The sequence below is a fragment of the Dyadobacter jejuensis genome (assembly GCF_003149085.1).
Classification (GTDB): domain Bacteria; phylum Bacteroidota; class Bacteroidia; order Cytophagales; family Spirosomataceae; genus Dyadobacter; species Dyadobacter jejuensis.
The window spans coordinates 1-24,674 of sequence record NZ_QGDT01000013.1; the positions used below are offsets into that span (position 1 = coordinate 1).

Here is a 24,674-nt window from a genome sequence, read left to right on the forward strand (position 1 = left end):
ACAATTACCCAAAGGGGTCAATATGCTCCAGAATGAATCAAAAATAAATGTCTAGGGGGTCAATATACGCCAGAATGTCACTAGAAAACAAGCCATTAATGTGCTTTTAGCATTCATTATTACCCTGAGTACAAGGGGTCAACATGCTCCAGAATATCCAGATGGGTGGTTGGTTTCGTTTCGCGACGGGTCCGACCACTCGGCATTTGCTTCAGGAAGCTGAGAATCTTCGCAATATACAGCGTATGTTGGGTCATAGCAGTAGCACAACCACCGAAATTTATACCTACGTACTGGCTGTAAATAATAAAACGGCCAAAAGCCCGCTTGATCTTTTTGGAAATTTCGATATAATTGTGGAGAAACCTACTCACTAATTACGATATAGATGTAACTAGGGACGAAAATAACGGTGTTGAGCTTTATTTGACCAAAAAATTAACAATGAAAATACCGAAATTTCTATTTCATTATTTCGAACTTAACAACGGACCATTTCGAAATATAACTGAATATGGATTTGAAAAAGCAGAAAGTATTCAAAGTCAAATATCGGAAGGATATAACAGCAAAAGACCTAAAAACTATCTTGATTTAAGGTTTTCTCTAGAGAATAGAATTAAAAAACAATTTATCTTGAAAGGTGGAAAGCCAAATAGGAATGATCCTTTCTATTTCACTTTAGGACAATGTGATTGGGCTAAATCTTGGTATGCAAATCCTGGAGTTATAAAAATTCCTTTAGCTGACTTTAAACCCGAACATCTAAGTTTCACTTACCCTGACAGTATGGTCTCGTTTCAGTTTTGCGATGAACCAAAACTTGGAACATACAGAAAGAATTGTAACGGACAAGTTTTTTTATTGAGTGAAGTAAATAATCTGATTGATGACTATGGACTGCCGACTGAGGAAAAATCACAAAATCAGGAAAGTGCAAAGTATGATAAATATATAGAAGTCCAAGTGTGGGATAGTGAAATAATAAATGAATATAAAAACAAAGCCTAACATTGGCTATATGGAATTGCTCGTTCTTGCCTACTTTGGAAATTTCGCAGGAATTTCCAACTTGGTGCGTGCTTACAAAATTAAGTGCTAATCCACGCAACTACTCATAGCCGTAGCACCGTTATGCGTCAGCAAAAACCAACCTTCTTAACCACTTCCGGTTCATTGTCAATTGAAGATACTAAATTTTAGAATAGAATTTGTTTCCCAGTCAGGAAACTTGCATCTTTGACAAAAATTGTGAATGAAGCCAAACTTTAACATTGAATTATTGCCCGAAGCAATTGATTTTTTGGATAAACTTGACGACAAAACGAGGGGAAAAATATATTACAACATCAAAAAATCTCAATTCGTAAATGACAATAATCTCTTTAAGAAACTTAATGACTTCATTTGGGAATTTAGAACTTTGTACAACGGTAGGGCTTACCGACTTTTTTCTTTTTGGGACAAAACTGACGGAAAAGAAACCTTGGTTGTGGCAACTCACGGAATTTTGAAAAAAAACCAGAAAACACCGCCAAAAGAAATTAAAAAGGCGGAAGAAATAAGAAAGGAATTTTTAGACCATAAGGCAAAAAATAAATAATTATGGCAACCAATAAATTTAAAACGGTTTCAATAGACACAATGATAGACAAACACATTGGGAAAGTTGGAACTGAACGACGTGAGGCATTTGAAAATGAATTGAGAACCGATTTATTGGGTCAAGCCATTAAACAAGCAAGAAAAGAACGAAATCTCACACAGGAACAATTAGGCGAACTTGTTGGTGTGCAAAAAGCTCAAATCTCAAAAATAGAAAACAGCGTCAAAAATGCTAGGTTTGAAACAGTTTTGAAAGTTTTTGAAGCTTTGGGTGCAAAAGTGAACTTCAATGTAGAACTTAATAATAGAAAATTAGAGTACTGAAAAGTAGGCCGAAAGCACAATAAAGTATTGCCAAAAGAAGGGCTAAAGTTCCTGTTTAGAACTTTTTTCTATTCTTTGAACATTAGGTATATTGGCCAGTTTTAGTGCTAAAAATCCCCACCTTCGGCAATACCCAAACGTTACAGACCATTATAATGAAAGAAATATCATCTGGATGGCTGGTATTCCATCCATGAAAAGTTCGGTAGCATCCCCATTCTCGAATTGTTGGCATCGGTTATGCTCGGGAGTGGTTTCCGGTCACCGAAATCATCGCTGGGCCCAGGAGGCACCTCGTCGTCTTAAATATCCAAATTTTAGGTAAGCCGTCGACCCTCCCCCTAAAGCTATTTAATTAACAAGGTTTAGGATGTTTTCCACCTATTCGGAAGCTGGTCCGAATCTTCGTAACTGATATCGTTGTGTTTGTCCTGTAGTATTTGACCAATTGCTACTCGCAAAAGGCCTTGACTCCTAAGTTACTATCCTTCCACTGCCCGTAAAGCTGCCGGCAGTAGGGCTCGTTTTTAAAGGTATATTTTCAATGCGACAAAGCGCCAAAGAAAAGCGTTGGGTGGAAAGATGGGGATGGGTGGTTGCTTATGATTTATGATCTAGGGATAAAAAAGCTCCTTGCAAAAGTTGCTGAAATGGAGGAAATATTGAGCCACGTGGGAGAAAAGATCCAGGTAAAAGGTGTTTAAAGTAATTCATAAAAACATGATATTGTATCATCCTAAAGGATTATATTTGTATAGCTAGTCAATCAAATTCAAGTATGAAAATATTAATTGAAATATCCGATAACGATGCAGCTTTTGGATTGAAGGTATTAAGAAGCCTTTCTTTTGTTAAAAAAGCTAAACCGATGAGTTCCGGGGCGGTTAATTTATGGGATGATTTGAAAGACGCTGCAAAAGATGTTCGGTTGCATAAGGATGGAAAAGTTAAAATGCAGACATTGGATGAATTTTTAAATGAAGTATAGCATCCTGCTTACTGAGAGATTTAAGAGAGAATTTAAAAGGTTAGCCAAAAAATTCCCTTCTCTTAAAAATGAGTTGTTGGAATTGGGCCAAGAGATTATTGCCAATCCAGAGCATGGTACTTTCATTGGGAATAATTGTTATAAAATACGCCTAGCAATTGCTAGTAAAGGGAAAGGGAAAAGAGGAGGTGCAATGGTGATTACTTACTGTTATGTTCAAACTGAAACCGTTTACCTCCTTACAATATACGATAAAGGAGAAAAGGTTGATTTGGAACCAAGTGAACTTAAAGAAATGATTAATTCACTTGAATTATAATTGTCAGCACTAGACCTTCCCCCTATTGCCATTTATTTAACAGGGTTTAGGATGTTTTCCACCTATGCGGAAGTAGGTCGGAGAACTTACTGTCGTAATTGATATCGTTGAGTTTGTTCTGTAGTATTTGACCGATGGCTGCTCGCAAATGGCCTTGACTCCTAAGTTACTATCCTTCCACTGGCCGTAAAGCTGCCGGCAGTAGGGCTCGTTTTTTATAGGTATATTTTCAATACGACAAAGTGCCACAGAAAAGCGTTGGGTGGAAAGATGGGGATGGGTGGTTGGTTACGTCCTTTTGATCGCTTCAATTTCGCTGGGTATAAAACTTAATTGAGGTTATTTAAACTCCTGTATTCATTAGGGCTTTGTCCAATACGCTTCTTAAACAGGCGGCTAAAATGCTGGGGATATTTAAAGCCCAACTCAAAAGCGATCTCGTTAACGGTTTTGTCGCTATTGAAAATCCTTTCCTTTGCTGCCTCAATTATCTTCATTTGAATGTATTCCTGGGCAGTCTGGCCAGTTTCTTTCTTAACCAGGTCCCCAAAGTATTTTGCAGAAAAATTGAGCTCATCGGCACAATATGAAACAGATGGCAGGCCAATCGTTTGAGGCTTGTCCGAGCTGAAATAACTACTCAAAAGGTTCTCAAACCTTGCCAGGATACCTCTGTGAATGGTGTCCCGTGTGATAAACTGTCTGTCGTAAAAGCGTGTGCAATAGTCCATAAACAGTTCTAGATTGGCGACGATCAGTTTTCTGCTGTGTTTATCAATGGCGTGTTCGAGCTCATACCTGATTTTACCAAAACAATCCATAACAATCTGCCTTTCACGCTGCGACAGATGCAGTGCTTCATTAATCTGGTAACCAAAGAACGAAAATTCATTCATTTTCCCATTCAGTGAAGTGCCCAGTAGTAAATCAGGATGAAAAACGAGCGCATGGCCTTTCGGCTGATAAAGTTCCCCATCATTTTCAACAGTGAAAACTTGGCCGGGAGACATAAAGACCAGTGTGCCTTCCTGATAGTCATAGTATTCTTTACCATAACGAAGGTCACCACAAACAACGTCTTTTAGGAAAATGCCGTAACAGCCCATGTACTGGCTAGTCTTCTTTCTGGGACTTGCGGTTGACAAATCGATTACAGTCACAAGCGGGTGCAGCGTTTCCTGCTGATTAAATGCATTGTATTGATTTACAGTATCGAAACGAATGATGTCTTCCATGGTCTGAGAATTTTAGGTACACAAAGTTACCCAATTCATTACAGCCGAAAAATCTTGAAGGGTAAATTAGGAATTTTGGTAGAAAAAAAGGGAATTTATATACAGAACATACTCTAGGATGACGGAACTTTGCATCATCAAACAAGAACCAGGTGGGAGACCGTGTAATTGTCCCGGTTTTCAACCAGATTGAAATGCACCATTTCCTCCAGCAAAATTCTCGATCACCGCATTCCGAAAATGGTGAAATCGCTGGACGAAAGTAAGCTGGACGATTTAATAGGCCATACAAGGCCGAGAAATTAATTTTTAACTTTTAAATTAACGGATTACTTATGCAATCGCCATCATTTTTTAAGTCTATTTTGACAGCTAGTTTACCCGCGTTATACTTGGTGCTCTTTGATACCCAGTCGTTGCTGGCACAAGGCGCGGCCCAACCGGAACAGCAAATCATTGATCTTTCAAATAAGAAGTGGCAATGGATGGCCGATAAAAACGTGGAGGAGCTGGCCAAGCTCTTTGACGATAAAGCAAAATTTGTCCATATGAGCGGTACCTGGAAAAAGGACGAAGAGCTGGAAATTATCAAGACCGGAAGTATCTGGTACAAAAAAGCAGACGTCCATGATGTTGCTGTCGAGATAGTGGGCAATACGGCCATTATATGGAGCCGGATTACACTCTCAGCGATGGTTCGTGGCAATGAAGTCATTACAGAGTTCACTGTCACGGAGGTTTATACAAAACTGCCCAGCGACTGGAAACTGCTGGCACTCTCATTCAGCAGCGTGCGTGATACGCATGTCATCAGACATTAAACCCAGAAATAAAAAAATTAACCGCTCAATTGGTTAATTTTTAAACAGGCTCTTTGTAATAGTAAAACCAATAGTCAATAAAGATATCGTATCATCACAACATCAATGTAAACACAGATCACCATGGCAAAAATCACTTTAAACATCAATAAAAAGGATTACCCTCTGGAGGCTGATCCGCAAATGCCGCTTTTGTGGGCGATCCGCGATCTGGCTGGTTTAAAAGGCACCAAATATGGTTGCGGCATGGCTCAGTGTGGGGCTTGTGTGGTGCATTTGGATGGTGCAGCTATTCGGTCTTGTGTGACCCAAGTGAGCCGAGCTGCCGGTAAAAAGGTGGTAACGATTGAGGGGTTGTCTGAAACAAATTCACACCCTGTCCAAAAAGCCTGGCAGGAAATCGACGTGCCCCAATGCGGTTATTGCCATTCAGGGCAAATGATGTCTGCTGCGGTGCTTTTGCGCGAAAAGCCCAATCCGACCGACCAGGATATTGATGATGCGATGGCTGGCAACATTTGCCGCTGCGGCACCTACCTGCGCATTCGTGAAGCAATCCACACGGCAGCCGAGTTACAAAAGAAAACGGGGACAAAGGGTTAATAACAGCCATTTTCAAATGGCGGGTCTGCATATACCACCTGGAAACACTGACTGGCATCGTGCGCCTGCTGTCATAAAAATGGTGTTTCAAGGGAGGACGGCCTTGATGTGGCGGCACTCGGCTTGGGCTGCATGGGACGGTGCTTTATTTGCTATTTAGAGAAGGCCGTTTTTATAGGAATGGCCCAAATAGAAATAAATACAAGCGCTTGGCCAGTTTGAGATTGAAGCCAGTAATGATTCTTAGTTAACCATTTAAAGAAATCCGAACATGGAAAAAGATAAAACAGCCTTGAGCCGACGCTCATTCTTAAAAGCTTCAATTCTGTCTGGTGGCGGAATGATGCTTACCGTGAGCTGGTTATCCAGCTTTAAGTCCGCTGACAAGACCGAAGCCCTGGGCTTGACAGAGAACTGGGCAACTCTGAATGGTTACATCCATATACTTCCTAATAACCAGGTGAAACTAATTTGTCCTAACCCTGAATTTGGACAGAATGTAATGACTTCCCTGCCGATGATGCTGGCAGAAGAACTGGATGTGGATTGGAAAAATGTAAGCGTTGAAATGGGCCCACACGATCAGGCCAAACTCGGGGCACAGTTTACGGGCGGAAGCAATTCTGTGCGCATGTACTGGAAACCACTGCGCGAGGCCGGGGCTGCAGCCAGGCAAATGCTGCGTGAGGCTGCGGCCCAAGCCTGGAATGTGCCCGCCGCCGAAGTAACCACCAAAGCAGGTATTTTGTCGCACCCTAGCGGTAAATCGGCTAGCTATGGCGATATGGCCAGTAAAGCGGCCATCATACCCGTGCCGAAAGATTTGGAACTGAAAGTACCCAAGGATTTTAACATTGTCAGCAAGTCTAAAAAGAACGTAGAAATAAAGAAGATCACTTCTGGTAAGCCGCTTTTCGGGTTGGATTATAGTGTAGAGGGAATGCTGATCGCGATGATCCAGCACCCACCTGCTTTTGGGATGAAGTTGAAATCCTTTGATGCCGCCGAAGCATTGAAAATGCCAGGAATTATAGATGTTTTTATACTGAAACTATATGCAGATGATTTTGAACAAGGCGGTTTTGATACGCGGACATTCAATGATCTACTGGTTATAGTGGGTAATAGCACCTGGGAGGTGATGAAAGCGCGCAAAAAACTAGTCGCCCAATGGGAAGCTTCCGGTGACTTGAAAGATACCATCGCGGGGCGGGGAGGAAAAAGAGAGGTTACCATTCCGGGAGCACTTGAAAGTACAACCACGCACATGCAACAAATGAAGGAATATGCGGCAAAACCAGCTCAGCAGTTAAGGAGAGATGGTGACCCGGAAGCCGCTTTTAGGACCGCAGACCAGGTGATCGAGCGGACATATAACGGGCCCTTTCTGGCACATAATTGCATGGAGCCCATGAATTTCTTTGCTCATGTGACAGATGAAAAGGCGCTCGTGGCAGGTCCGTTGCAAGCTCCGGGTTGGTCGGAGCCCACACTTGCAAAGTTATTAAACCTGCCTGCCGACAAGATTGAGATACAAATGACGCGCATGGGCGGTGGCTTCGGGCGCCGGGCGTACGGTCATTATCTCTACGAAGCTGCGCTGATTTCAAGAAAAGTGAAAGCGCCGGTGAAGCTGATGTATACCCGTGAGGACGACATGACCTACGGCATTTATCGACCGATGTACACCGCCACTTATCGGGCAGCTTTGGACGCTAATAAAAATCTGATCGCTTTTCATGTAAAAGGAGGCGGCATACCCGAACATCCGATTCATGCCAACCGTTTTCCGGCCGGGGCCGTTGAGAACTATCTGGCAGAGGGCTGGCAGATCGCTTCGAACATTACGATAGGGGCTTTCCGTGCTCCTCGTTCCAATTTTAACGCAGCTGCCGAGCAATCGTTTTTGGATGAAGTAGCAGAAGCAGCAGGCAAAGATCCCATCGCATTCAGGCTGGAGCTTTTAAAAAGAGCAAAGGAAAAACCTGTTGGGGAAAACAACGATTATGATGCCGACCGCTATGCCGGCGTACTGGAACTAGTGCGTGACAAATCTAATTGGAATAAGCCTGGAAATGAAAAATACAACCGTGGTGTGGCCGCTTATTTCTGTCACAATTCATATGCAGCGCATGTGGTGGATATGGTAACGCGTGATGGGCAACCTTATGTAGCGCGTGTTTTCAGTGCAATGGACTGCGGAATTGTAATCAATCCCAATGCTGCCACTAACATGGTGCAGGGTGCCGTTGTCGACGGGATCGGCAATGCCCTTTACGGTCAACTTACCCACAAAGATGGTGCTACCCAGCAAAGTAATTTTCATAATTACCGGATGATCCGGATGAATGAAGCGCCCAAAAGTATTGAAGTCTATTTTGTCCAAAACGAAATGGACCCAACAGGGCTCGGGGAACCGCCATTTCCACCGGTTTTTGGGGCAGTGGCCAATGCACTGTATAAGATGAAAGGTAAGCGATACTATAATCAGCCTTTTAAGGACGAACCGGAGAAATCTATCTAAAACATTATGGGAGAACCTGGTCAAATCGATCAGGTTTTTTCATGTAAGTAATGCCAGTTGATATACAGCTTGTTTAAGCTTTTGATGATTTGGACATCATATAGATTAATTTTTCAACTGAGAAATAGATTTTTATTAGCCTAAGTTTAAACGGTCTCCATGGCCATTTACCCCTTAGAAAGGACCGCAATGGCTATTATTATTAAAATCGCTAGTAAAATGGCCAAACCTATTTTAACCTTATTCAATGGTTTATCCCCATAGATTTTTCCCGTCTGGCCATTAATAATAAAGTGGTAGGCTTTGCCTTTGAATAAATAGGTGCACAGCCATAGCGGTAATACAATCAGCTTAAAAGACTCTTCGGTGAAATTCGTATTAACCCTTAAGTTTCTATAAGTATCCCCTTTCAAATAATTTGCCGACATATTGTAAATCTGGCCGTTCATATGTTCTTTGGCCATATGGTAGCATTGCTCTACACTTTTTTCGTAGCTCTTTGCCTTCCAGCCCAATATGTACTTTTCATTCAAAGGTTTTAATTCCTGCAAATGATAGGGATATACCTGTTGTACAAAATTCTGCGAAATGCTGTCGTTTCCAGATATCAAAACATCGTCAAAAAAATGGGTAAAGTTACCCTGTCGATAGCGCCACCTGGTTTTTCTTACACTTCGTGTCGCCCTTTTACCTTTACTATCGGTATACGCTTGCTGTTCAAAATAGTAAGTGCCTGCTTCCCCTGACCATTGGTTATAAGTATTGGCATCAAAGGTCCAAAAGGGTATATAATGTCCTTCCAGGCTATCGGTTATGGACAGGTCCTTCAGGTCGGAATCGTACCAAAACCCTTTTGATATCCATTTGGTAAATGCATCCTGTGCTTCACTTTTCGAAATAGAGAATGGGATAATAGAGGAAGGCGAAATCGGATTAAAGCCATAGGCTTCCGTATTCATGGCATTATTACCACAGTCTTTGCATTCAAAAAAGACCTCGTTATTATTGATGAAGGTCGTTTGACCACATTTTTTACAAGCGTAAGCGATCTGCTTAAGTTCCTTATTGGGTGACTTAAACCATTTTCTTAATTCTTCAATGGGCTTTTCTTCAATAATATGCGTGCTAGTTTCAATGGGGAATTTTGAATGGCAGTGCAAACACTTGAGTTGGATAGATTCTGAGTCGAAATTTAGTTCTGAACCACAATTAGGACAGGGGAATTCTTGAATTTCAGCCATTATAGGAATTTAGAGCTTGCTTAAAATGTCTTTCTTCTTTTCGGCGAATTCTTCTTCACTTATAATTCCCTGGTTTTTTAGCTCACCCAATTGTTTTAATAAATCCAGTAATTGATTCTTGGAATCGGCACTATTGGTGTTGGTCTGGTTAGACTGTCCCAAAATATTGGTAAGTAAAACGCCCGCACCTAATCCACCCATATTGGCAGCGCCATCGTTATCCGCTAATTTTTCTAGGGCAATACCTCCCTGAAGTTTCGTAAAATCATTTAAATCACCTTTCAGCAGATTTAACTCCGTTTTTTTGTCAATAATTTTTTCAACTTCTTCCGGTAGTGATACGCTTTCGATAAAGAATTTTTCAAGCAAAATTCCGTAGGAATCGAATTCTAGCTGAAGAATCGGTTTGATCTTTTGGGATACTTCGGTGAAATTGGAAGCCAGGTCGAATACAGAAATACCGGCTTCCGCCAGGCTTTCCGCCAATTTGCTGGAAACAATGGCTTTGAGACTTTCCTCCACCTGTCCAATTTTAATATAAGGCTGAGTGCCTGAAAACTTGGTAATGAACTTTTTACAATCCGAAACGGAGATTGTAAAATTCCCAAAGGATTTTAAACGAATAGGGCCCAATTCTTGATCTTTGAATAGGATAGGGCCCGATGTACCCCATCGGAGATTGGTGAACTCCCGGGTGTTTACATAGTAAATATCAACCTTAAAGGGAGATTCGAAGCCATATTTCCACGAGGATAGGGTGGTAGTAATTGGCATATTGCTGGTAGAAAGGGTATGCAAGCCCGGGGCATATTCATCGCCAAAACTCCCTTCATTCATCAAAACTACCTTTTGACTCTCTCTTACAGTAAGTTTTGCCCCATTTTTGATATTATTACCTGAATCCTGAAACTTCCATATCAGCGTATCCGTCGTTGGGTCTACCCAATCAATTACTTCTATCAGTTCGTTTCTTATAAAATCAAATAGTCCCATGTTTTTTCTGTTTATCGATCAGGTCCAAAGTTCAATCCAAATGCATTAACATCAATTTTTTAGATTTTACAAAATCTCATCCGAAAATTTTGGCCTATAAATTTTGGGATTGGGAGATTATATTCCGTTTAGACAATTTGGTGGAGCTTCCGAATAACAGAAATATGGCTATGCTGGTGACTATTAGTGTTTTAAAGTGACTTCCGGACAAGTGTCTACCGCAAAGGGATCGCCAAGTCTGTTTTGGAAGAGCCCGTAGAGATTTGGTAGTAGATTATCATTCATATAAATAAGTAGGGGAATGGGTGCTGCTACTTTTGCTAAATAAGTGATGGTCTGTTTACTGGGCAGTTAAGAATTTAATGGTTATCAACATGATTGAACGATCAAAATATGACCCCCGAAATCGGATGGTAGTGCCTTTTTTATTTCTACTACTTTCTGGCTTGTCGGCCTTACTCGCTTTAAATCATTATATTCGGCATTGAACTTCCTTATTTTACCAACCTATTTTCTGGCTCAGATCAGCATCTCCCTTTCCCTATTAATGAAAAATACCGAAAGGTAATAATGGGGCAGGCCCAACCAGTTTGTTTTCAATTCATCATGAATATGACTAGACTCCTATCTATTTTATTTATTTCGATATTCTTTATTGCTGGGTCTTCAATACGGCCTTACCAATCGACCCAAGACTGGCCCGAATACAATGGAAACGGTTCGCGAAACCATTATTCGGCACTGGATCAGATCAATAAAGGCAATGTAACGACCCTTAAAGTGGCCTGGACCTATCGGTCGGGTGGAGCGGATACGACGTTGAATCGGTCGCAAATGCAATGCAATCCCATCATTATCGACGGAGTGTTGTATGGAGTATCTGCCAATACCCAGGCATTTGCACTCGATGCCGCTACGGGTGAATCACTCTGGAAAACGGCTCTTAAAGATAATGGAGGCACCACCAGCCGAGGGGTTACTTATTGGGCAGAAGGTAACGACAAACGAATTTTCTTTGGAGCCGGTAAGTACATTTATGCGCTTAATGCCACCACCGGTAAACCTATTCCAGATTTTGGGGAAAATGGTAGAATAAACCTTAAAATTGGGTTAGATCGTCCGGGTGCAGACGACTATGTTACCTCTAATACTCCGAATACCATATTCAAAAATCTATTGATTACCGGTGTGCGGGTCAATGAGTCCGAAACGGCATTATTGGGGGATATCCGGGCCTTTGATGTACGCACGGGTACTTTGTCCTGGACCTTCCAGACCATTCCGGCCAAAGGTGAGCCGGGATACGAAACCTGGCTTCCTGAAAATCCCCGTGAAAGACTAGGTGGAGCCAACAGTTGGATGGGAATGGCCATCGACAGGAAGCGAGGGATTGTTTATGTACCCACAGGCTCTTCTGCGTATGATTTTTATGGAGGAAACCGCAAAGGGGATAATCTCTATGCCAATTGCCTGTTAGCTCTCGATGCTCAAACTGGGAGGAAGCTCTGGCATTACCAATTGGTACATCACGACATTTGGGATCGAGACCCTCCTGCTACACCCAACCTGTTGACAATAAAACAGGATGGGAAGAAAATAGATGTGGTATCCATAGTTACCAAGCAAGGTTATACCTTTGTTTTTGACCGGGTTACGGGAAAACCAATTTTTCCGATTACCGAAACCGCCTTCCCCCAGACGGTCATGCCCGGGGAGCAGGCTAGTCCTACACAGCCTGTTCCTGACAAACCGGCTCCATTTGCCCGGCAGGCTTTCACAGAAAGGGATTTTAGTCCCTTTGTGGCCGATAGGGATTCATTGGTCGCTATGTTAAAATTGGCCAATACGGGTTCAGCCTATATTCCTCTGACCGGGAAAACGACTATATTCTTTCCAGGTACGGATGGTGGTGCACAATGGGGTGGGGCTGCCACAGACCCCGATGGTGTGCTGTATGTGCCCTCCAAGGAAATTCCGGTTTACACTTCTCTGATTCCAAAACAACAAAACAGCAAGAACAAAATGACGACTGGTGCAAACCTTTACAAAATGAATTGCGCCGCTTGTCACGGGGCCGATCGTCAGGGTAACCACGACGGGTCCTACCCCTCGTTAATTGGTATAGGAGGTAAAATGTCCGATCAAAAACTCCATGACTTGCTCATGATAGGAAGGGGTATGATGCCTTCTTTTTCACATATTTCTAAGCCTGAACGCGACGCGATCATCAATTTTATTAGGGATAAGCAAATGGACAAACAAGTTGTTTCAACCCAAAAAATGATAATTCCCTATCAACATACTGGCTATAACCGTTGGTATGACCGCAATGGTTATCCGGTAAGTGCTCCTCCCTGGGGTACCCTAACCGCCATAGACCTTAACTCCGGCGAACACCTATGGCAGATCCCACTGGGGGAATATAAGGAACTGACTAAAAAGGGAATTCCAGTTACAGGGACGGATAATTATGGGGGACCACTCGTGACAGCCGGAGGACTAATTTTTATTGCGGCCACCCGCGACGAAAAGTTTAGGGCTTTCGATAAACGCGACGGTAAGTTGCTATGGGAAACGGACTTGCCCGCAGCCGGTTATGCTTCCCCAAGCACCTATTCCGTCGATGGTAAGCAATACGTTGTCATCGCCTGTGGAGGGGGCAAACTTAATACGAAGTCCGGCGACCAATATGTTGCTTTTAGTATTTCGGAGGAATGATGAATAGGGATGGCTGAAAGACGCTTAAATCAAAAATCGGTTGCCAACCTTAGGTCAATCGATTAACCAATGCTGACGGAAATTTTCATTTCTGATGACCCTTTAGCCCCCAGTATTGTCGTATTTCGCAGGGGATATTTTACCCTGTCAGCCTTGCCACAGGGCGTGATACTTGTCCGCAACAAAAGAGGTGCCCTTGCTCACATAGGCTTATAGATATTGCCAGCATTATTGGACCACTGATTTAATTTTTTAGGTTACAAGGAGTGGTCCAATAAGTTGGAAGTGGCTTGCTTACTCCTCAAAAAGGAAGTCGAATATTTCCTTACTCTCGGCAAATTTCTTGATTTTGGCCGAATCGGCGTTTCGAATTAAGGCCATGGTCACTTGCTGTTGAGGAAAATAGTACACCATTCCGTTAAAACTTTGAACAGTGCCATAATGACCGATGGCTATTCCATAATTTGTTTCAAGTTTCATCAACCCCAGGCTATATCCTTTTAAATGGCTAAGTTCGTCGCCCAAATCTTGAGTAACTGGATTGAAAGAATATAATTCAGCCATGAAATTTTCAGATAGGATTTTTCCAGTCATTAACTTTTCATGAAATAGGGCTAAATCATAAGAATTGGCAATCATCCCTCCGTCTAACATATCCGAACCACCCACGGCATTGTTTTCTATTTCGGTTCTATCCATCATTATACCATTATCATAATTGTCGTAATAGGCTCTTGACAAGGAAGTAGGGATTATAGTACTTGCATAAACGTCAGTGATGCCATTTGGTAGGAGTAAATTTTTGGTGATATATTCGTAAGCTTCCATTTTTCCAACTGCTTTAATGATCAGAGAAAGTAATAAAAAATTTGAGTTGGAATATTCGTCCTTTTTTCCCACGTTAAAATTAGCCTTTTTGCCGAATATTGAACGCAAATTTTCTTCTGCTGAATGTTTTACGATCGAAAGGTTAAGAATTTGTAGGATATTGGAAATTGTAGAATATTCTACAATGCCGGAAGTATGGTTTAACAGCTGTTTTATTGTAGCTTGATCGGCATTGGCAATACCTTTTGTGAATTCCTGGGGCAGGTATTTACTGGCTTTATCATTGATATTTAGCTTTCCTTCGTCATGAAGTTTCAAAATGGCGGTTGCACAAAATATCTTGGAAACGCTTCCGATCCGCAAGGTATGGCAGGGGGTCATGCTTACTTTGTTTTGTAAATCGGCCATTCCAATACCTGCACTCCAAATGCCTTCCGGTGAAAGGATGGTCAAACTAGCGCCAACTACCCCTTGGCTCAATAATGCATCGGCTAGTTTTTGGTACCTGCTGGCATTAGGATGGTTAGGAATACCTTTTTCACAAGCTTGGGTTGGTACCAGGTAGTCAATTTTTGTACAGGAAAAGCACAATACAATGCTTATTACGATTCCGGTTTTCAACAGTCCTTTTTTCATGTTATATCTCATTGTTGTTTGAAGTTTACTTTGATGCCCATACTTAGGAAGGTATGCAGGGAGAAAGGTAATTTTTGAGAATAAGGCATTGCTACCATAGTTTGATAATCGGCCGTAATGCTTAGTTTTTTGTTGACAGGATATTCTAGTCCTAAACCAATTTTTGCATTAACCTGCGACTTTCCGAAAAAGCTGGCTTTTTTATAAACCCCATTATCCAATTTGTAAACTTCACTTACGGGGAGGGAATGCTTATAGCCCAGAGACGACAAGAATTTTGGCTGTAAACCGAAGCGAAATTTATACCCAATGGCGTAGGTGGCGTCCAACATTAGTGCATTTTCTGAGAGGCGGTGGTGGAAAAATGACAGATCAGCCCCTACGGTTTGTTTCCAATTGTTTTTTCCTTTAACAATAAAATCACTACCCACTTTTATCCCTGGATGAATGGGCGTTTGTAGTGCCTTTATTGTGGGCAGGCTTATGGCTTCATTGGTGAAGGATACTTTCAGGTTTTTTTGCGCCTGGCTGCATAATGGTAGCAGTAAAAGGAGGAGTAATTTTGGGATACCCGGACCAGAATTAAGTGAAACGTGCATGGATTTATAAATTCATTAGTTTGAACTGCAAATATGCACCGAACGAGCCGATCGAAAGACCTAGCTTGAAAGACGGTACTATTTTTTTGGTAATCAGTTGATAATAATGAAGTTATAAATGAATAAGCATTAGGAGAAGTTAGTTTCCCTGTAAAGTGGGACGGAAGAAAACCTTCATTTTGAGCTAAAGGTTTTCATTTTCGTATGATTTTAGAAATTCGGTTGGCGATTGCCCTTCAATCTTTTTAAAGTATCTATTGAATGCCGATTTGGAATTGAAACCGCAGTCGAAGGCCACATAAATCAAGGTGTACTTTTTGTTCTCGGCTTTAATAATTTCTTTCTTAAATTCTTCGATTCGAAGGCCATTGATATAATCGTAAAAGTTGTTTTTTTCTATTTCATTGATGACCTGCGAAAGGTAGTTAGGATGTATATCCAATCGGTTGGCTAATTCAACTAAGGTTAACCCCGGTTCCCGATATAATCGGTGCTGCCTCATAAGCAATGTTAATCGATGGTGTAGGTCTTCTGATGAGCTTTTGGTCAAGCCGGATTTGGCATATTTTCTTTTAGTGTCAAGGCCATCGCCTTGATCATCGAGGATAATCTCGCTCTCAGAACCGATGTTTTCGGGTTGTTGATAGTTAAATATATTGGATTGGCTGATCCCAAAGTAACCAATAAATATTACGAAAAGGGTCGCTAAGGTAAATATCCAGTTATCACTCAAATTCAATATGATGCTGATCCATATTAAACCCATACCGAAAAATAAAAACTGGAGCCAATCCAAATTAATTTTCTCTTTGTAAGAGAATTCCTGAAGTATTCTATGTCTATGCTTCAATAGAAGCTTGTTGGTAATGTAAATATAAGTAAGTCCCGATAGGCTTAATATGACATTGATGGACAACAGGAAGGTTTCATAACCTTCCCCCTCATTTCGGAAAACATATATTTTCTGGTCCATAGGGAGTAGCAGAAAAGAGACTGTAGAGGCAAGGACAACCAGCGGCAGCACAAAGTGTCCTAGCCATATTTTAAGTTTTGGCCTTTCGGGTTGAGTTATTGAAAGCGTATATATGTATAATATCGGCCCATGGAGAAACGGAAATGGGAAATTAAGGCCTATTAAAAAGTTGTATCGATAGATTAATCCGGTGGAAAAACTATAATAGGTGAAAATATGGATCCCAATAATGAGCAACCATATGGCCAGAATACGATCGGGTAATTTTCTCCCACTTTTTGAAAAGAGCAGTATAGCAAGAAAAATGGATACAAATATCCCGATGATAAAAATCATGATTCGATAATATTAACAAAACATTCAATGGGCCATGAAACCATACTTGCCAAGACGTCTTAAAATTGGCTTTAAGGTTTGTCATACGCAAATGTAAGTTTATTCAAATTATTAGTGAAAGCTATTTCAGCCCCCCCTGATACGTTGTCTTCAAAAGTTTTCTTAATATCAACAGTATTTGGCCGCCAAAGTCTTTTGGTTGGCTTTTTCCTAAATTTAAGTATGGTTTACTTTCTTTAAAAAGACCGTGTGACGGACCGCCTCTATGCTCCACCGAATCTGATATGGTTTCATCATTTTACGGTAACTAAGTCTTGTATTTGTATTGCCCGTGTTCCTTTCTCGCCCTGAAGCGAAAAGGGTACAGGAAGAAAACTTTTGCCATCATAATAATCCAAGACCAAGAATTAATTCGCTTTATAGCCAGTTTTTTTGATCGTATCCAAATTTTTCAAAGCTGGAAATTTAAAAAAATAGAGCCAGTGAAAGAACTTATCCGCAACAAGGCCTGGTGATTTAAAAAGTGTTTTCAATTCCGGTATTCAATTTCAATCGTTATGTTGTAGAATAGTTTTGTTTTTAGATATTAATATATTGTTAATCAACCTTTTATATAAAAATATTTACTCCATTTTTTATGCAAAAAAGCTGAGAGAAATATGTTAGTTTGGGTCTGCCTAACTTGAGATAATAACGCTGGTTACTCTTTGGGTTTTAAGGTTGCGATTCTATTTGATATAAAATTTATTTGTCGGCAAGAAATAGTCCACTGCAGATGCATTTTTTTATAATGCCGAGTAGTTTTTATAGTTCTTGGTCTCCTTTATGGAACTGTAAAATAAGGCCAACAAACATTTAATGCATGATAGAGATGAGTGGTTTAAATAGAAATAAGACAGTAGTGTGTCTAAGGTTCGTAATTCTAATTTTCATACTAGAGACCTCCTGGGGTTATGCCCAGTCATCCACCTCCATCCGGCTCAATCAGGTGGGGTTTTATCCCCATGCACCTAAGGTAGCCGTTGTCGTCAATCCAACGGGAACTGAGTTTGTAGTCAAAGATGCCAGGACCAAAAAGGTGGCATTGAAAGGGGAGCTGGGTAAAGAACTGGAGAATCAGTTTTCTGGAAAGAAAAGCAGGGTGGCCGATTTCTCGGGACTGAAAAAACAAGGTGAATTTTATATAGAAATAGTGGGAGGGGCGAAGTCGGCTAATTTTAAAATAAACAAACGGGTCCATCAGGAGGTGGCCGCTGCTGCTTTAAAGGGTTTTTACTATCAACGAGCCTCCACTGCCTTGCCGGAGCAATATGCAGGGAAGTGGGCACGGCAGGCCGGGCACCCCGACGACAGGGTGGCGATTCATGCCTCGGCCATTTCGAGTTCCAGACCGGAAGGAAGTGTTATGAGTGCCCCACAAGGCTGGTATGACGCCGGCGATTATAATAAGTATATTGTAAACTCAGGGATTACGATGGGAACCTTACTGTCGCTCTATGAAGATTATCCTGAGTTCTGTAAAGGGCTCGATACGAATATACCGGAAAGTGCTAATGCCGTTCCTGATATATTGGACGAAATACTCTGGAATTTGAGGTGGATGCTCCAGATGCAGGACCCTGCCGATGGGGGGGTATACCATAAGCTTACCAACGCCAATTTTGACGGCACCATCATGCCCGAGGCGGCTACCAAGCCCAGGTATGTGGTAGAGAAGAGTACCGCCGCCGCACTAAACTTTGCGGCGGTAACGGCCCAGTCGTACCGGGTTTATAGCAAATTTGAAAAGGACTTTCCAGGCCTGGCTGATTCGTGCCTCGCCGCCTCAAAAAAGGCATGGAAATGGGCGGAGAGGAATCCTGACCTGTTTTACGTTCAAGAAGAGATGAATAAAAAGTTTGATCCAGATGTTACCACTGGGGCTTATGGGGATGGTCATGTGGAGGATGAATGGAGCTGGGCGGCTACGGAGCTTTACGTGAGTACGGGAGAAGACGGGTTTCTGAAAAGAGCCAATTATGCCGATGAACTTCGACTGCCTTCTTGGAATCAGGTGAGTGCCTTAAGTAATTATGCACTATTAAAATCCACCTCAAGGCATAAATCGGAAGCTGGAAAGGCCATTATTCAGTTTGCGGACAAGCTTTTGAAGGATGTGGACCGTCAGCCGTTCCAAACGGTGATGGGCAAAAGCGTCTGGGATTTCTCCTGGGGGAGTAATTCGGTGGCGGCCAATCAGGGTATAGCCTTGCTGCAAGCCTATAAACTTACCGACGATATCAAATACGCCCAAGCGGCTTTGGGTAACTTGGATTATCTATTGGGCAGGAATGCGACCAATTATTGCTTTCTGACCGGTTTTGGTACTAACCCTGTGATGCATCCCCATCACAGGCCTTCCGCCGCCGATGGGGTGGTAGAGCCCGTGCCAGGGCTACTGTCGGGAGGGCCCAACCCGGGCAAGCAAGATAAGTGTACCACCTATACCAGCAATAGCCCCGACGAAAGCTTTACAGACGACTATTGCTCCTATGCTTCCAACGAAATTGCCATTAACTGGAATGCCCCTATGGTCTATCTGGTGGCCGCTTTAGAGGCGATATTCGGTAAATGATTTTCAGAAGTGAAAAAGATATGATGGGTCAAAGTATTTTAGCCATCCGCTTATTTGCCAACGGTGCAGGTAGACTTTCTAATTGTTAATTAGAGTAAGGATCGGTTTTATAACGTCGTTCCATATCATAAGACCTATTCTTGGTTGCCTGAGACATCCCGTCAGGTATCCATCAAAGGTAGGGAGCATCAAAAACCGATCTTTAATCCTAGTGACAGGCTCAGAATATCGCTTGGCTTAAGAAACTTTGGATTTAAGACATAGCTAATGAGCAGGAGATCGTAGGTACCGATTTCGTAGTAGAGTTCAAGATTTTTTATCTTATTTCGTTTTATAGTGTTCCTTCCTATTTTGCCACCAATATATGCGCCAGGTCTAAATGAGGTTGCCCACCAATAATAGCCCTTGGGGTAGTAATCGGGCCATTTGGAATCGAATTGCGGACCGAAGGTATAGTTAAGATAGGCGCCTGTCGAAAATGGGACGACATAGTTCTCGTTTTTCAGGCCTATGCGCCATGGCGAATAAGTCGTTTTGGCGGTGATGGAAATCAAGGCATCTCCTCCGATCATTTTGGGTACAAATCCAAAAAGAAGATCCGTCTCTAAGGTTTTATTTCGAGAGATGTATCCTGGGCCACCGGCCATAAAACCAATATTGCCTGCAAATTGAAATTTGATATGGTCGGGCATGTACCATTTCCGAAGTGCTGCGGTAGATTGTGACAGTTGGGCCTGAGCTGTTATAGATACGAGCAAGCAGCATGCAATAAGCGTATTCTTCATGGTATACTAATAGGTAATACGTTCAACTTTATAACCATCATTCCAAGAAGTTACCAATAGGTACCCCCTTTCACCCATGCTCGTTGTGACATAATAATGAACCCCATCATTATAATACTCTCCGTCCTTAAAAGTGTGTTGATGACCGTATAAAGTGAATCTGACATTGGGATCTTGGGCTAGCATATCGGTGAACTTTGCCTGAAGCTTAGGGTCAAAATCGGAATCAAAAGGAGGGGCATGGGCCATGATGATGGCGTTTTTATTGTCGGGGTTGTCCCTTAGCTCCGATTGGAGCCAAGGCAAATTCGGTACCAGTCCATTAAATTGGTACTCACGGGAATTGGTGTTAATGAAAATGAACTTGTTATTTCCGAACTCGAAGGCGTAATCCATAGGCCCATACATTTGCTCGTAAACTATGGGGCCATTGGCGACCAGGTCGTGGTTTCCCACTACGGTAACATAGGGTACTTCTAGTTTTTGCATGATTTTGTTGATCCACTTAAACTCGGTGGATAGACCAAAGTCAGATATGTCCCCGGCATGAACCACAAAGTCCACCCCCGGCTGAGCATTGGCGCTTTTTATAAAATCGCTGGACTCGTCGTACCAGCGTTGGGTGTCGCCCATAAAAATGAAGCGAAGGGTGTCGCCTGGGGTCCGTTGATGAATTTGTTCAACATTTTTTGCATTAAGGTTTTTTTCGCTTTCCTTCAGGGTAATCTGGTTGGGATTGAACTGGAAGATTCCTTCACAGGAAAAACTAGCAGCCACAAGGAATAGCAATATTATATGAATGACGAAGGACTTGTTGCTATTTTTTTGCATGATACGTTGATGTTGGCTTAAAGTGTACCATGGGTACAGAGTGGATTTTATCACTTTATCCAGAACATGATTAATTATCGTATACAATGCAAAATAGGGCTATTTGGGTTCCTATTATTGCTTTTTTATTTAGAGGCTAAAGTTTAGGGGGATATCAAGGAGCCGTAAGTTGATCGTTTCGAGGGCATTCGGCTAAAGGTACCCACCTTGTTCAGGCCATATGCATGAATTGTCTTTTTTTTAGTTATAATGCATTATGGGTTCTATCGCAGGGGACTTGCGGGATTAATCAGTCTTAAATTTTCAAGCAACACCATTATCACATGGGGATGTAATGATAAAAAAAACCCGCAGATGGTCCCTATGGGAGTCTGCGGGAAAAAGGTATCAGGCCAACGAACTAAAGTGGCGTTGATCTACCAAAGGATTACACGTAAATGGCTTTACGAAATATGGGCGTCGATATGGGCTTTCAGTCCCAGTACGTACTGGGCTATTACCCTATACTCGCTCTTTTGGAGTTCCTCGCCTGCTGCATTTTGCTGACATATATCCTTTAGGAATCCATCTGGAGTCAGGCTTTGGGATAGCCGACCTTGAATCTGCTTCAGCTGGGTGTTAGAGAAGCCTGTTAGCCAGCCCATTCGGTGGCCATGGGCGAGCATGGCGCCTAAGCCTGCCGTGGCCGAACAGTCGTAGCCCGTTTCCTCCAGGTCCAGATAAGCCCGCCAGCTATGGTCGGCCTGTTGGTTCTTAAGGGCCAGCTGCGCATAATAGACGTATACTTCCTTCAAATGCTTGATGCGGCTGTCATTCTTAAAAGGGCTATCATTCTGAAGGATTTCGGCGGTACGAATGAGCCCTAGCATAAACCAAGTATAGCCGCGTCCCCAATTCCGATAGGTCTTCAATCCTTTGTCTTTCCAGGCTCTGGTATATACCGCCCCCGAATCGGTCAGGGTTTCGATGCGGTCCTCTAGCTCTATCAGAGCGTATTCGAACCATTCGGGTTGACGTAAATCCCGGGCAATAGTGGCCAATGGATAGGCAATGGTATAGCAGCCTTCGGCAGTAAGTGAATTGCTCTTAACGGTATTATTATCGCCAATCCGAGTCTTGCAGTATTTTAGGAATAAGCCAAATGAGGGATGATCTGGTAAGTGCTGTGCGCTAATGGCGAAGGGCAGTCCAGCCTCGAGGTTGTTGAACTTATTGTCGGAGATCCGGCCGTAAGGATCCTCGTAAATGAACCCTCCATCGGGCTTCAAAAATAGCCGAAGGTGCATGCGAATGGCTTCGAGGGCTTTTTTATCATTTTTGCGTTTGTATAACTCCTGGAGGCCGTCGAGCACACATCCCTCTAGCCAGCCAAAGGGCTGAACCGAGCGCTGCGAATACAGCACGGAGCTGCTCGCATTAGTGGGCATCGACTCTATTTTGCTAACCAACAGATGAGAGCCATTGTCGGCCGAGGTGGCCAGTATATACATGGGCTTGATTCCGTTTAGCATTTTGAGGTGGATGCCTTCCTGGCTTATTTCGGAATAGGTGGCGTCTAGCTTCGTTTCAAAAAGCTGCAAGGCAGTCGCATACCATATGCTCGACTGGCCAATTTTTCGCCCTGATTTTCCGAGGAAAATCTCTACTTCATCCTTTTCCCGGGTGTCCAGGGCGAGTTGCAATCGTAAATAAACCGTCCCTTTCGGGTTTTTCTTCCCTTTTCCAACGTTTAGGGTCAAGCCATCACCGGTGGGGGCTAGGGTATAATAATCCAAACCTAGGGGGATTCGCATGCCCTCCGGAACGGGCAGTGGAGTGGGTTGTTGGGGTAATAAGGGTTCATAAGAAAAGGAGTCCTTTTTAAAGGCTGAATTTAGAAAGGAATCTTGGGTAATCATCGGCAGCACCAAAGCAGAGGCGCCGAGTTGGTTCATAAACTGTCTACGGTTAGGCATATTAAAATTGCTTATTTAGGAATAGTGATATTGCAAGTGGGGGTTACCAGCCAGGATTTTGCTGTAAGGACGGATTGATCAAAATCTCCCTGGTAGGTAATGGCCTTAGATAATGTCGGTTAGGGTCGAAAGTCCGGGCGTCGGCGTTTTCACAGATAATAAAACCATTTTCGTCGGTATTTTTTTGCCATGTTTCGTCGGAATACGGATTTCTGATACCCCCAGGAAGGGTTGGGACTTGCCAGGCCGAAATTTTTATATTGATCCCTTTAATAGCGTTTGGGAGCTCTGTTTCAGCAGTTTTCCATCGTCTTAGATCATCATATCTAAAGCCTTCCAAAGCCAGTTCAATGGAGCGTTCCCTCCTAATTTCCTCCCGCATGTTTAAATTATTGTTTTCTATAAAAGCATTAGTTACCGAAGGCATACTCACACGTGCTCTAATAAGATTAATAGATTTGTCAAGATCCGCATCACTGATCTCCCCATTTTTTTCAAATAGTGCTTCGGCATAAATTAGCAGTACCTCGGCATAGCGGATCAGTCTATGGTCATAATCATGACTTTGTCCATTATCACCAGCATTATTTCCAAAGGCACTTTCAGACATATATTTGTAAGTGATATACCCCGTATTTCCATTTTTTTGAGGATAGAAAGGATAGTTAGCAACGGGCTCGATGGGATGGAAGGGTCTGAGGATTTTATTCTCCGGTATCACCATGGTCATCGTCATACGTGGATCGCGGTTTTGATATTCAGCACGCATACTTCCGTACCCTTCAAACATGGTAGATTTTGTAATGGGCAAACCGTCGCTACATAAATACATATCGGCCAGTTTTTTGGTGGGCAAATAGCAAGTTCTATCAATGCTAAAGGGATATCCATGGGAGACTATGTCCCTCTGGTAGCGACGGGCCAAAATATTTTCGGAGGCGTCATCCCCTTCTTCAATAAACAAATAACGGTAACTATCCTTTCCTTTTGCACTAAACAAGCTGTATTGATTGCTTTCCATCACCAATTTGGCGTTTTCAATAGCCTGATCTAAATATTGAGTGGCAGAGGTGTTGCCACGACTCTTCCCCCAAGTACCTTCAAATAGGGCTACCCTGGCGAGTAAGGCTAAGGCGGCCCCTTTCGTGATACGACCATTGTCAGAAGCAGCTAGGTTTTTTTGTTCAGGTAAGTTATTGGCTGCTTCCTGCAGATCATTAATAATAAAGTCAACCGTGGTTTTTCTATCTGCTCTAGTTGAATAGAGTGCGTCACTGGCAATATCGAGTACCTCGTCGACAATAGGAACGCCACCGTACATACGAAATAGCTGCCAGTAGTTAAATGCTCTAAAAAAACGAGCTTCAGCAACATACTGTGGGATTGAAGCATCTGCACCCTTTTCCAATTGAGCGGCTTTTCCTATGATATTATTGCAGCGACGTATGTAAATGTACGGCGTGTTCCAGCTGGATGCCGTTTCTGTTAGTTGGTAGGTGCCATTGCTAATGGCGTTAGGGACTTCAAAAGCTATATCCGATTCCAGATCATCGCGGTTAAAGACTGGTAAGGAAAGGTAGAGATTGTTTGCTGCCAACTTGAACTCATCGGCCGTTCTCCAAAAGGTAGCATCTGAGATGGTATCTTGAGGGGCGAGATCCAGATTTTTTGTACATCCACATATAATAAGCAAGGATACTACGAGGGATTTAACAAATATATATTTCATGATATTTTCAAGTTTAG

Annotated in this window: 21 protein-coding genes; 11 read left to right on the forward strand and 10 right to left on the reverse strand. The window is 42.4% G+C overall.

Annotated elements, in window-relative coordinates; all coding sequences use genetic code 11:
- The first annotated feature begins 143 nt into the window (after nucleotides 1-143).
- The 6 genes from CLV98_RS19005 to CLV98_RS19030 all read left to right on the forward strand — a co-directional run bounded on the left by CLV98_RS19005 (nucleotide 144) and on the right by CLV98_RS19030 (nucleotide 3,236).
- Nucleotides 144-377 carry a tyrosine-type recombinase/integrase gene (locus CLV98_RS19005; protein ID WP_109676928.1) on the forward strand — a complete coding sequence of 78 codons (234 nt, stop codon included), beginning with the start codon at nucleotides 144-146 and terminating at the stop codon, nucleotides 375-377.
- A gap of 67 nt (nucleotides 378-444) precedes the next feature.
- Complete coding sequence (locus CLV98_RS23490) at nucleotides 445-1,011, forward strand: hypothetical protein (RefSeq protein WP_158281292.1); 567 nt, start codon at nucleotides 445-447, stop codon at nucleotides 1,009-1,011.
- Between the two features lie 244 nt (nucleotides 1,012-1,255).
- Nucleotides 1,256-1,603, forward strand: a complete 348-nt coding sequence (locus CLV98_RS19015; RefSeq protein ID WP_109676932.1) for a type II toxin-antitoxin system RelE/ParE family toxin — start codon at nucleotides 1,256-1,258, stop codon at nucleotides 1,601-1,603.
- Between the two features lie 2 nt (nucleotides 1,604-1,605).
- Nucleotides 1,606-1,929, forward strand: a complete 324-nt coding sequence (locus CLV98_RS19020) for a helix-turn-helix domain-containing protein (protein ID WP_109676934.1) — start codon at nucleotides 1,606-1,608, stop codon at nucleotides 1,927-1,929.
- A gap of 778 nt (nucleotides 1,930-2,707) precedes the next feature.
- Entirely contained in the window at nucleotides 2,708-2,917 is a 210-nt protein-coding gene (locus CLV98_RS19025; protein WP_109676936.1) for a hypothetical protein, read from the forward strand.
- Nucleotides 2,907-3,236, forward strand: a complete 330-nt coding sequence (locus CLV98_RS19030) for a type II toxin-antitoxin system RelE/ParE family toxin (protein ID WP_109676939.1) — start codon at nucleotides 2,907-2,909, stop codon at nucleotides 3,234-3,236. The genes CLV98_RS19025 and CLV98_RS19030 overlap by 11 nt, the downstream gene beginning before the upstream one ends.
- Before the next feature lie 329 nt (nucleotides 3,237-3,565).
- On the opposite strand, the gene CLV98_RS19035 is transcribed toward CLV98_RS19030, so the two are convergent.
- A complete protein-coding gene (locus tag CLV98_RS19035; protein WP_109676941.1) occupies nucleotides 3,566-4,471 on the reverse strand; it encodes a helix-turn-helix domain-containing protein in 906 nt (301 codons plus the stop codon).
- Between the two features lie 335 nt (nucleotides 4,472-4,806).
- Between CLV98_RS19035 and CLV98_RS19040 the strand changes: the two genes are divergently transcribed.
- From CLV98_RS19040 to CLV98_RS19050, 3 genes are all read left to right on the forward strand, one after another.
- Nucleotides 4,807-5,292, forward strand: a complete 486-nt coding sequence (locus CLV98_RS19040; RefSeq protein WP_109676943.1) for a nuclear transport factor 2 family protein — start codon at nucleotides 4,807-4,809, stop codon at nucleotides 5,290-5,292.
- Between the two features lie 123 nt (nucleotides 5,293-5,415).
- The gene (locus tag CLV98_RS19045; protein ID WP_109676945.1) at nucleotides 5,416-5,895 is read left to right on the forward strand and encodes a (2Fe-2S)-binding protein; all 480 of its coding nucleotides are present in this window, start codon (nucleotides 5,416-5,418) and stop codon (nucleotides 5,893-5,895) included.
- Between the two features lie 271 nt (nucleotides 5,896-6,166).
- The gene (locus CLV98_RS19050) at nucleotides 6,167-8,419 is read left to right on the forward strand and encodes a xanthine dehydrogenase family protein molybdopterin-binding subunit (protein WP_109676954.1); all 2,253 of its coding nucleotides are present in this window, start codon (nucleotides 6,167-6,169) and stop codon (nucleotides 8,417-8,419) included.
- Nucleotides 8,420-8,586: 167 nt separating this feature from the next.
- Here the strand turns inward: CLV98_RS19050 and CLV98_RS19055 are convergent, their stop codons facing one another.
- Together CLV98_RS19055 and CLV98_RS19060 are read right to left on the reverse strand one after the other, a co-directional pair.
- Nucleotides 8,587-9,660, reverse strand: a complete 1,074-nt coding sequence (locus tag CLV98_RS19055) for a TFIIB-type zinc ribbon-containing protein (RefSeq protein ID WP_109676956.1) — start codon at nucleotides 9,658-9,660, stop codon at nucleotides 8,587-8,589.
- Nucleotides 9,661-9,669: 9 nt separating this feature from the next.
- On the reverse strand, nucleotides 9,670-10,653 hold the full coding sequence (locus CLV98_RS19060) for an SPFH domain-containing protein (protein ID WP_109676958.1): 984 nt from the start codon (nucleotides 10,651-10,653) through the stop codon (nucleotides 9,670-9,672).
- Nucleotides 10,654-11,265: 612 nt separating this feature from the next.
- Between CLV98_RS19060 and CLV98_RS19065 the strand changes: the two genes are divergently transcribed.
- A complete protein-coding gene (locus tag CLV98_RS19065) occupies nucleotides 11,266-13,371 on the forward strand; it encodes an outer membrane protein assembly factor BamB family protein (RefSeq protein WP_109677132.1) in 2,106 nt (701 codons plus the stop codon).
- Between the two features lie 294 nt (nucleotides 13,372-13,665).
- Here CLV98_RS19065 and CLV98_RS19070 read toward each other — a convergent pair whose 3' ends face one another.
- The 3 genes from CLV98_RS19070 to CLV98_RS19080 form a co-directional block, all read right to left on the reverse strand.
- Nucleotides 13,666-14,847 (reverse strand): serine hydrolase domain-containing protein, encoded by a 1,182-nt coding sequence (locus CLV98_RS19070; protein ID WP_109676961.1) that lies wholly within the window; start codon nucleotides 14,845-14,847, stop codon nucleotides 13,666-13,668.
- Nucleotides 14,844-15,434, reverse strand: a complete 591-nt coding sequence (locus CLV98_RS19075) for a hypothetical protein (RefSeq protein WP_109676963.1) — start codon at nucleotides 15,432-15,434, stop codon at nucleotides 14,844-14,846. Before CLV98_RS19075 ends, CLV98_RS19070 begins: the two co-directional genes overlap by 4 nt.
- A 184-nt stretch (nucleotides 15,435-15,618) precedes the next feature.
- Nucleotides 15,619-16,407, reverse strand: a complete 789-nt coding sequence (locus CLV98_RS19080; protein ID WP_158281294.1) for a helix-turn-helix domain-containing protein — start codon at nucleotides 16,405-16,407, stop codon at nucleotides 15,619-15,621.
- A 1,207-nt stretch (nucleotides 16,408-17,614) separates the two neighbouring features.
- Between CLV98_RS19080 and CLV98_RS19090 the strand changes: the two genes are divergently transcribed.
- Nucleotides 17,615-19,357, forward strand: a complete 1,743-nt coding sequence (locus CLV98_RS19090; protein ID WP_109677134.1) for a glycoside hydrolase family 9 protein — start codon at nucleotides 17,615-17,617, stop codon at nucleotides 19,355-19,357.
- Nucleotides 19,358-19,545: 188 nt separating this feature from the next.
- Here the strand turns inward: CLV98_RS19090 and CLV98_RS19095 are convergent, their stop codons facing one another.
- The 4 genes from CLV98_RS19095 to CLV98_RS19110 form a co-directional block, all read right to left on the reverse strand.
- Complete coding sequence (locus CLV98_RS19095) at nucleotides 19,546-20,142, reverse strand: hypothetical protein (RefSeq protein ID WP_109676969.1); 597 nt, start codon at nucleotides 20,140-20,142, stop codon at nucleotides 19,546-19,548.
- A 6-nt stretch (nucleotides 20,143-20,148) separates the two neighbouring features.
- A complete protein-coding gene (locus tag CLV98_RS19100; protein ID WP_109676971.1) occupies nucleotides 20,149-20,973 on the reverse strand; it encodes a metallophosphoesterase family protein in 825 nt (274 codons plus the stop codon).
- A gap of 443 nt (nucleotides 20,974-21,416) precedes the next feature.
- Complete coding sequence (locus CLV98_RS19105) at nucleotides 21,417-22,928, reverse strand: glycoside hydrolase family 88 protein (RefSeq protein ID WP_109676973.1); 1,512 nt, start codon at nucleotides 22,926-22,928, stop codon at nucleotides 21,417-21,419.
- Between the two features lie 43 nt (nucleotides 22,929-22,971).
- Nucleotides 22,972-24,657 carry a RagB/SusD family nutrient uptake outer membrane protein gene (locus tag CLV98_RS19110; protein WP_109676975.1) on the reverse strand — a complete coding sequence of 562 codons (1,686 nt, stop codon included), beginning with the start codon at nucleotides 24,655-24,657 and terminating at the stop codon, nucleotides 22,972-22,974.
- Nucleotides 24,658-24,674: the final 17 nt, after the last annotated feature.

What these genes read in the sequence shown, in the direction of transcription:
- CLV98_RS19025 (WP_109676936.1), top strand. Translation starts at nt 2,708, where the DNA reads ATGAAAATATTAATTGAAATATCCGATAACGATGCAGCTTTTGGATTG.
- CLV98_RS19005 (WP_109676928.1), top strand. Translation starts at nt 144, where the DNA reads ATGCTCCAGAATATCCAGATGGGTGGTTGGTTTCGTTTCGCGACGGGT.
- CLV98_RS19050 (WP_109676954.1), top strand. Translation starts at nt 6,167, where the DNA reads ATGGAAAAAGATAAAACAGCCTTGAGCCGACGCTCATTCTTAAAAGCT.
- CLV98_RS19095 (WP_109676969.1), bottom strand. Translation starts at nt 20,142, where the DNA reads ATGAAGAATACGCTTATTGCATGCTGCTTGCTCGTATCTATAACAGCT.
- CLV98_RS19090 (WP_109677134.1), top strand. Translation starts at nt 17,615, where the DNA reads ATGAGTGGTTTAAATAGAAATAAGACAGTAGTGTGTCTAAGGTTCGTA.
- CLV98_RS23490 (WP_158281292.1), top strand. Translation starts at nt 445, where the DNA reads ATGAAAATACCGAAATTTCTATTTCATTATTTCGAACTTAACAACGGA.
- CLV98_RS19030 (WP_109676939.1), top strand. Translation starts at nt 2,907, where the DNA reads ATGAAGTATAGCATCCTGCTTACTGAGAGATTTAAGAGAGAATTTAAA.
- CLV98_RS19075 (WP_109676963.1), bottom strand. Translation starts at nt 15,434, where the DNA reads ATGCACGTTTCACTTAATTCTGGTCCGGGTATCCCAAAATTACTCCTC.
- CLV98_RS19040 (WP_109676943.1), top strand. Translation starts at nt 4,807, where the DNA reads ATGCAATCGCCATCATTTTTTAAGTCTATTTTGACAGCTAGTTTACCC.
- CLV98_RS19080 (WP_158281294.1), bottom strand. Translation starts at nt 16,407, where the DNA reads ATGGACCAGAAAATATATGTTTTCCGAAATGAGGGGGAAGGTTATGAA.
- CLV98_RS19045 (WP_109676945.1), top strand. Translation starts at nt 5,416, where the DNA reads ATGGCAAAAATCACTTTAAACATCAATAAAAAGGATTACCCTCTGGAG.
- CLV98_RS19055 (WP_109676956.1), bottom strand. Translation starts at nt 9,660, where the DNA reads ATGGCTGAAATTCAAGAATTCCCCTGTCCTAATTGTGGTTCAGAACTA.
- CLV98_RS19020 (WP_109676934.1), top strand. Translation starts at nt 1,606, where the DNA reads ATGGCAACCAATAAATTTAAAACGGTTTCAATAGACACAATGATAGAC.
- CLV98_RS19105 (WP_109676973.1), bottom strand. Translation starts at nt 22,928, where the DNA reads ATGCCTAACCGTAGACAGTTTATGAACCAACTCGGCGCCTCTGCTTTG.
- CLV98_RS19035 (WP_109676941.1), bottom strand. Translation starts at nt 4,471, where the DNA reads ATGGAAGACATCATTCGTTTCGATACTGTAAATCAATACAATGCATTT.
- CLV98_RS19110 (WP_109676975.1), bottom strand. Translation starts at nt 24,657, where the DNA reads ATGAAATATATATTTGTTAAATCCCTCGTAGTATCCTTGCTTATTATA.
- CLV98_RS19070 (WP_109676961.1), bottom strand. Translation starts at nt 14,847, where the DNA reads ATGAGATATAACATGAAAAAAGGACTGTTGAAAACCGGAATCGTAATA.
- CLV98_RS19100 (WP_109676971.1), bottom strand. Translation starts at nt 20,973, where the DNA reads ATGCAAAAAAATAGCAACAAGTCCTTCGTCATTCATATAATATTGCTA.
- CLV98_RS19065 (WP_109677132.1), top strand. Translation starts at nt 11,266, where the DNA reads ATGACTAGACTCCTATCTATTTTATTTATTTCGATATTCTTTATTGCT.
- CLV98_RS19060 (WP_109676958.1), bottom strand. Translation starts at nt 10,653, where the DNA reads ATGGGACTATTTGATTTTATAAGAAACGAACTGATAGAAGTAATTGAT.
- CLV98_RS19015 (WP_109676932.1), top strand. Translation starts at nt 1,256, where the DNA reads ATGAAGCCAAACTTTAACATTGAATTATTGCCCGAAGCAATTGATTTT.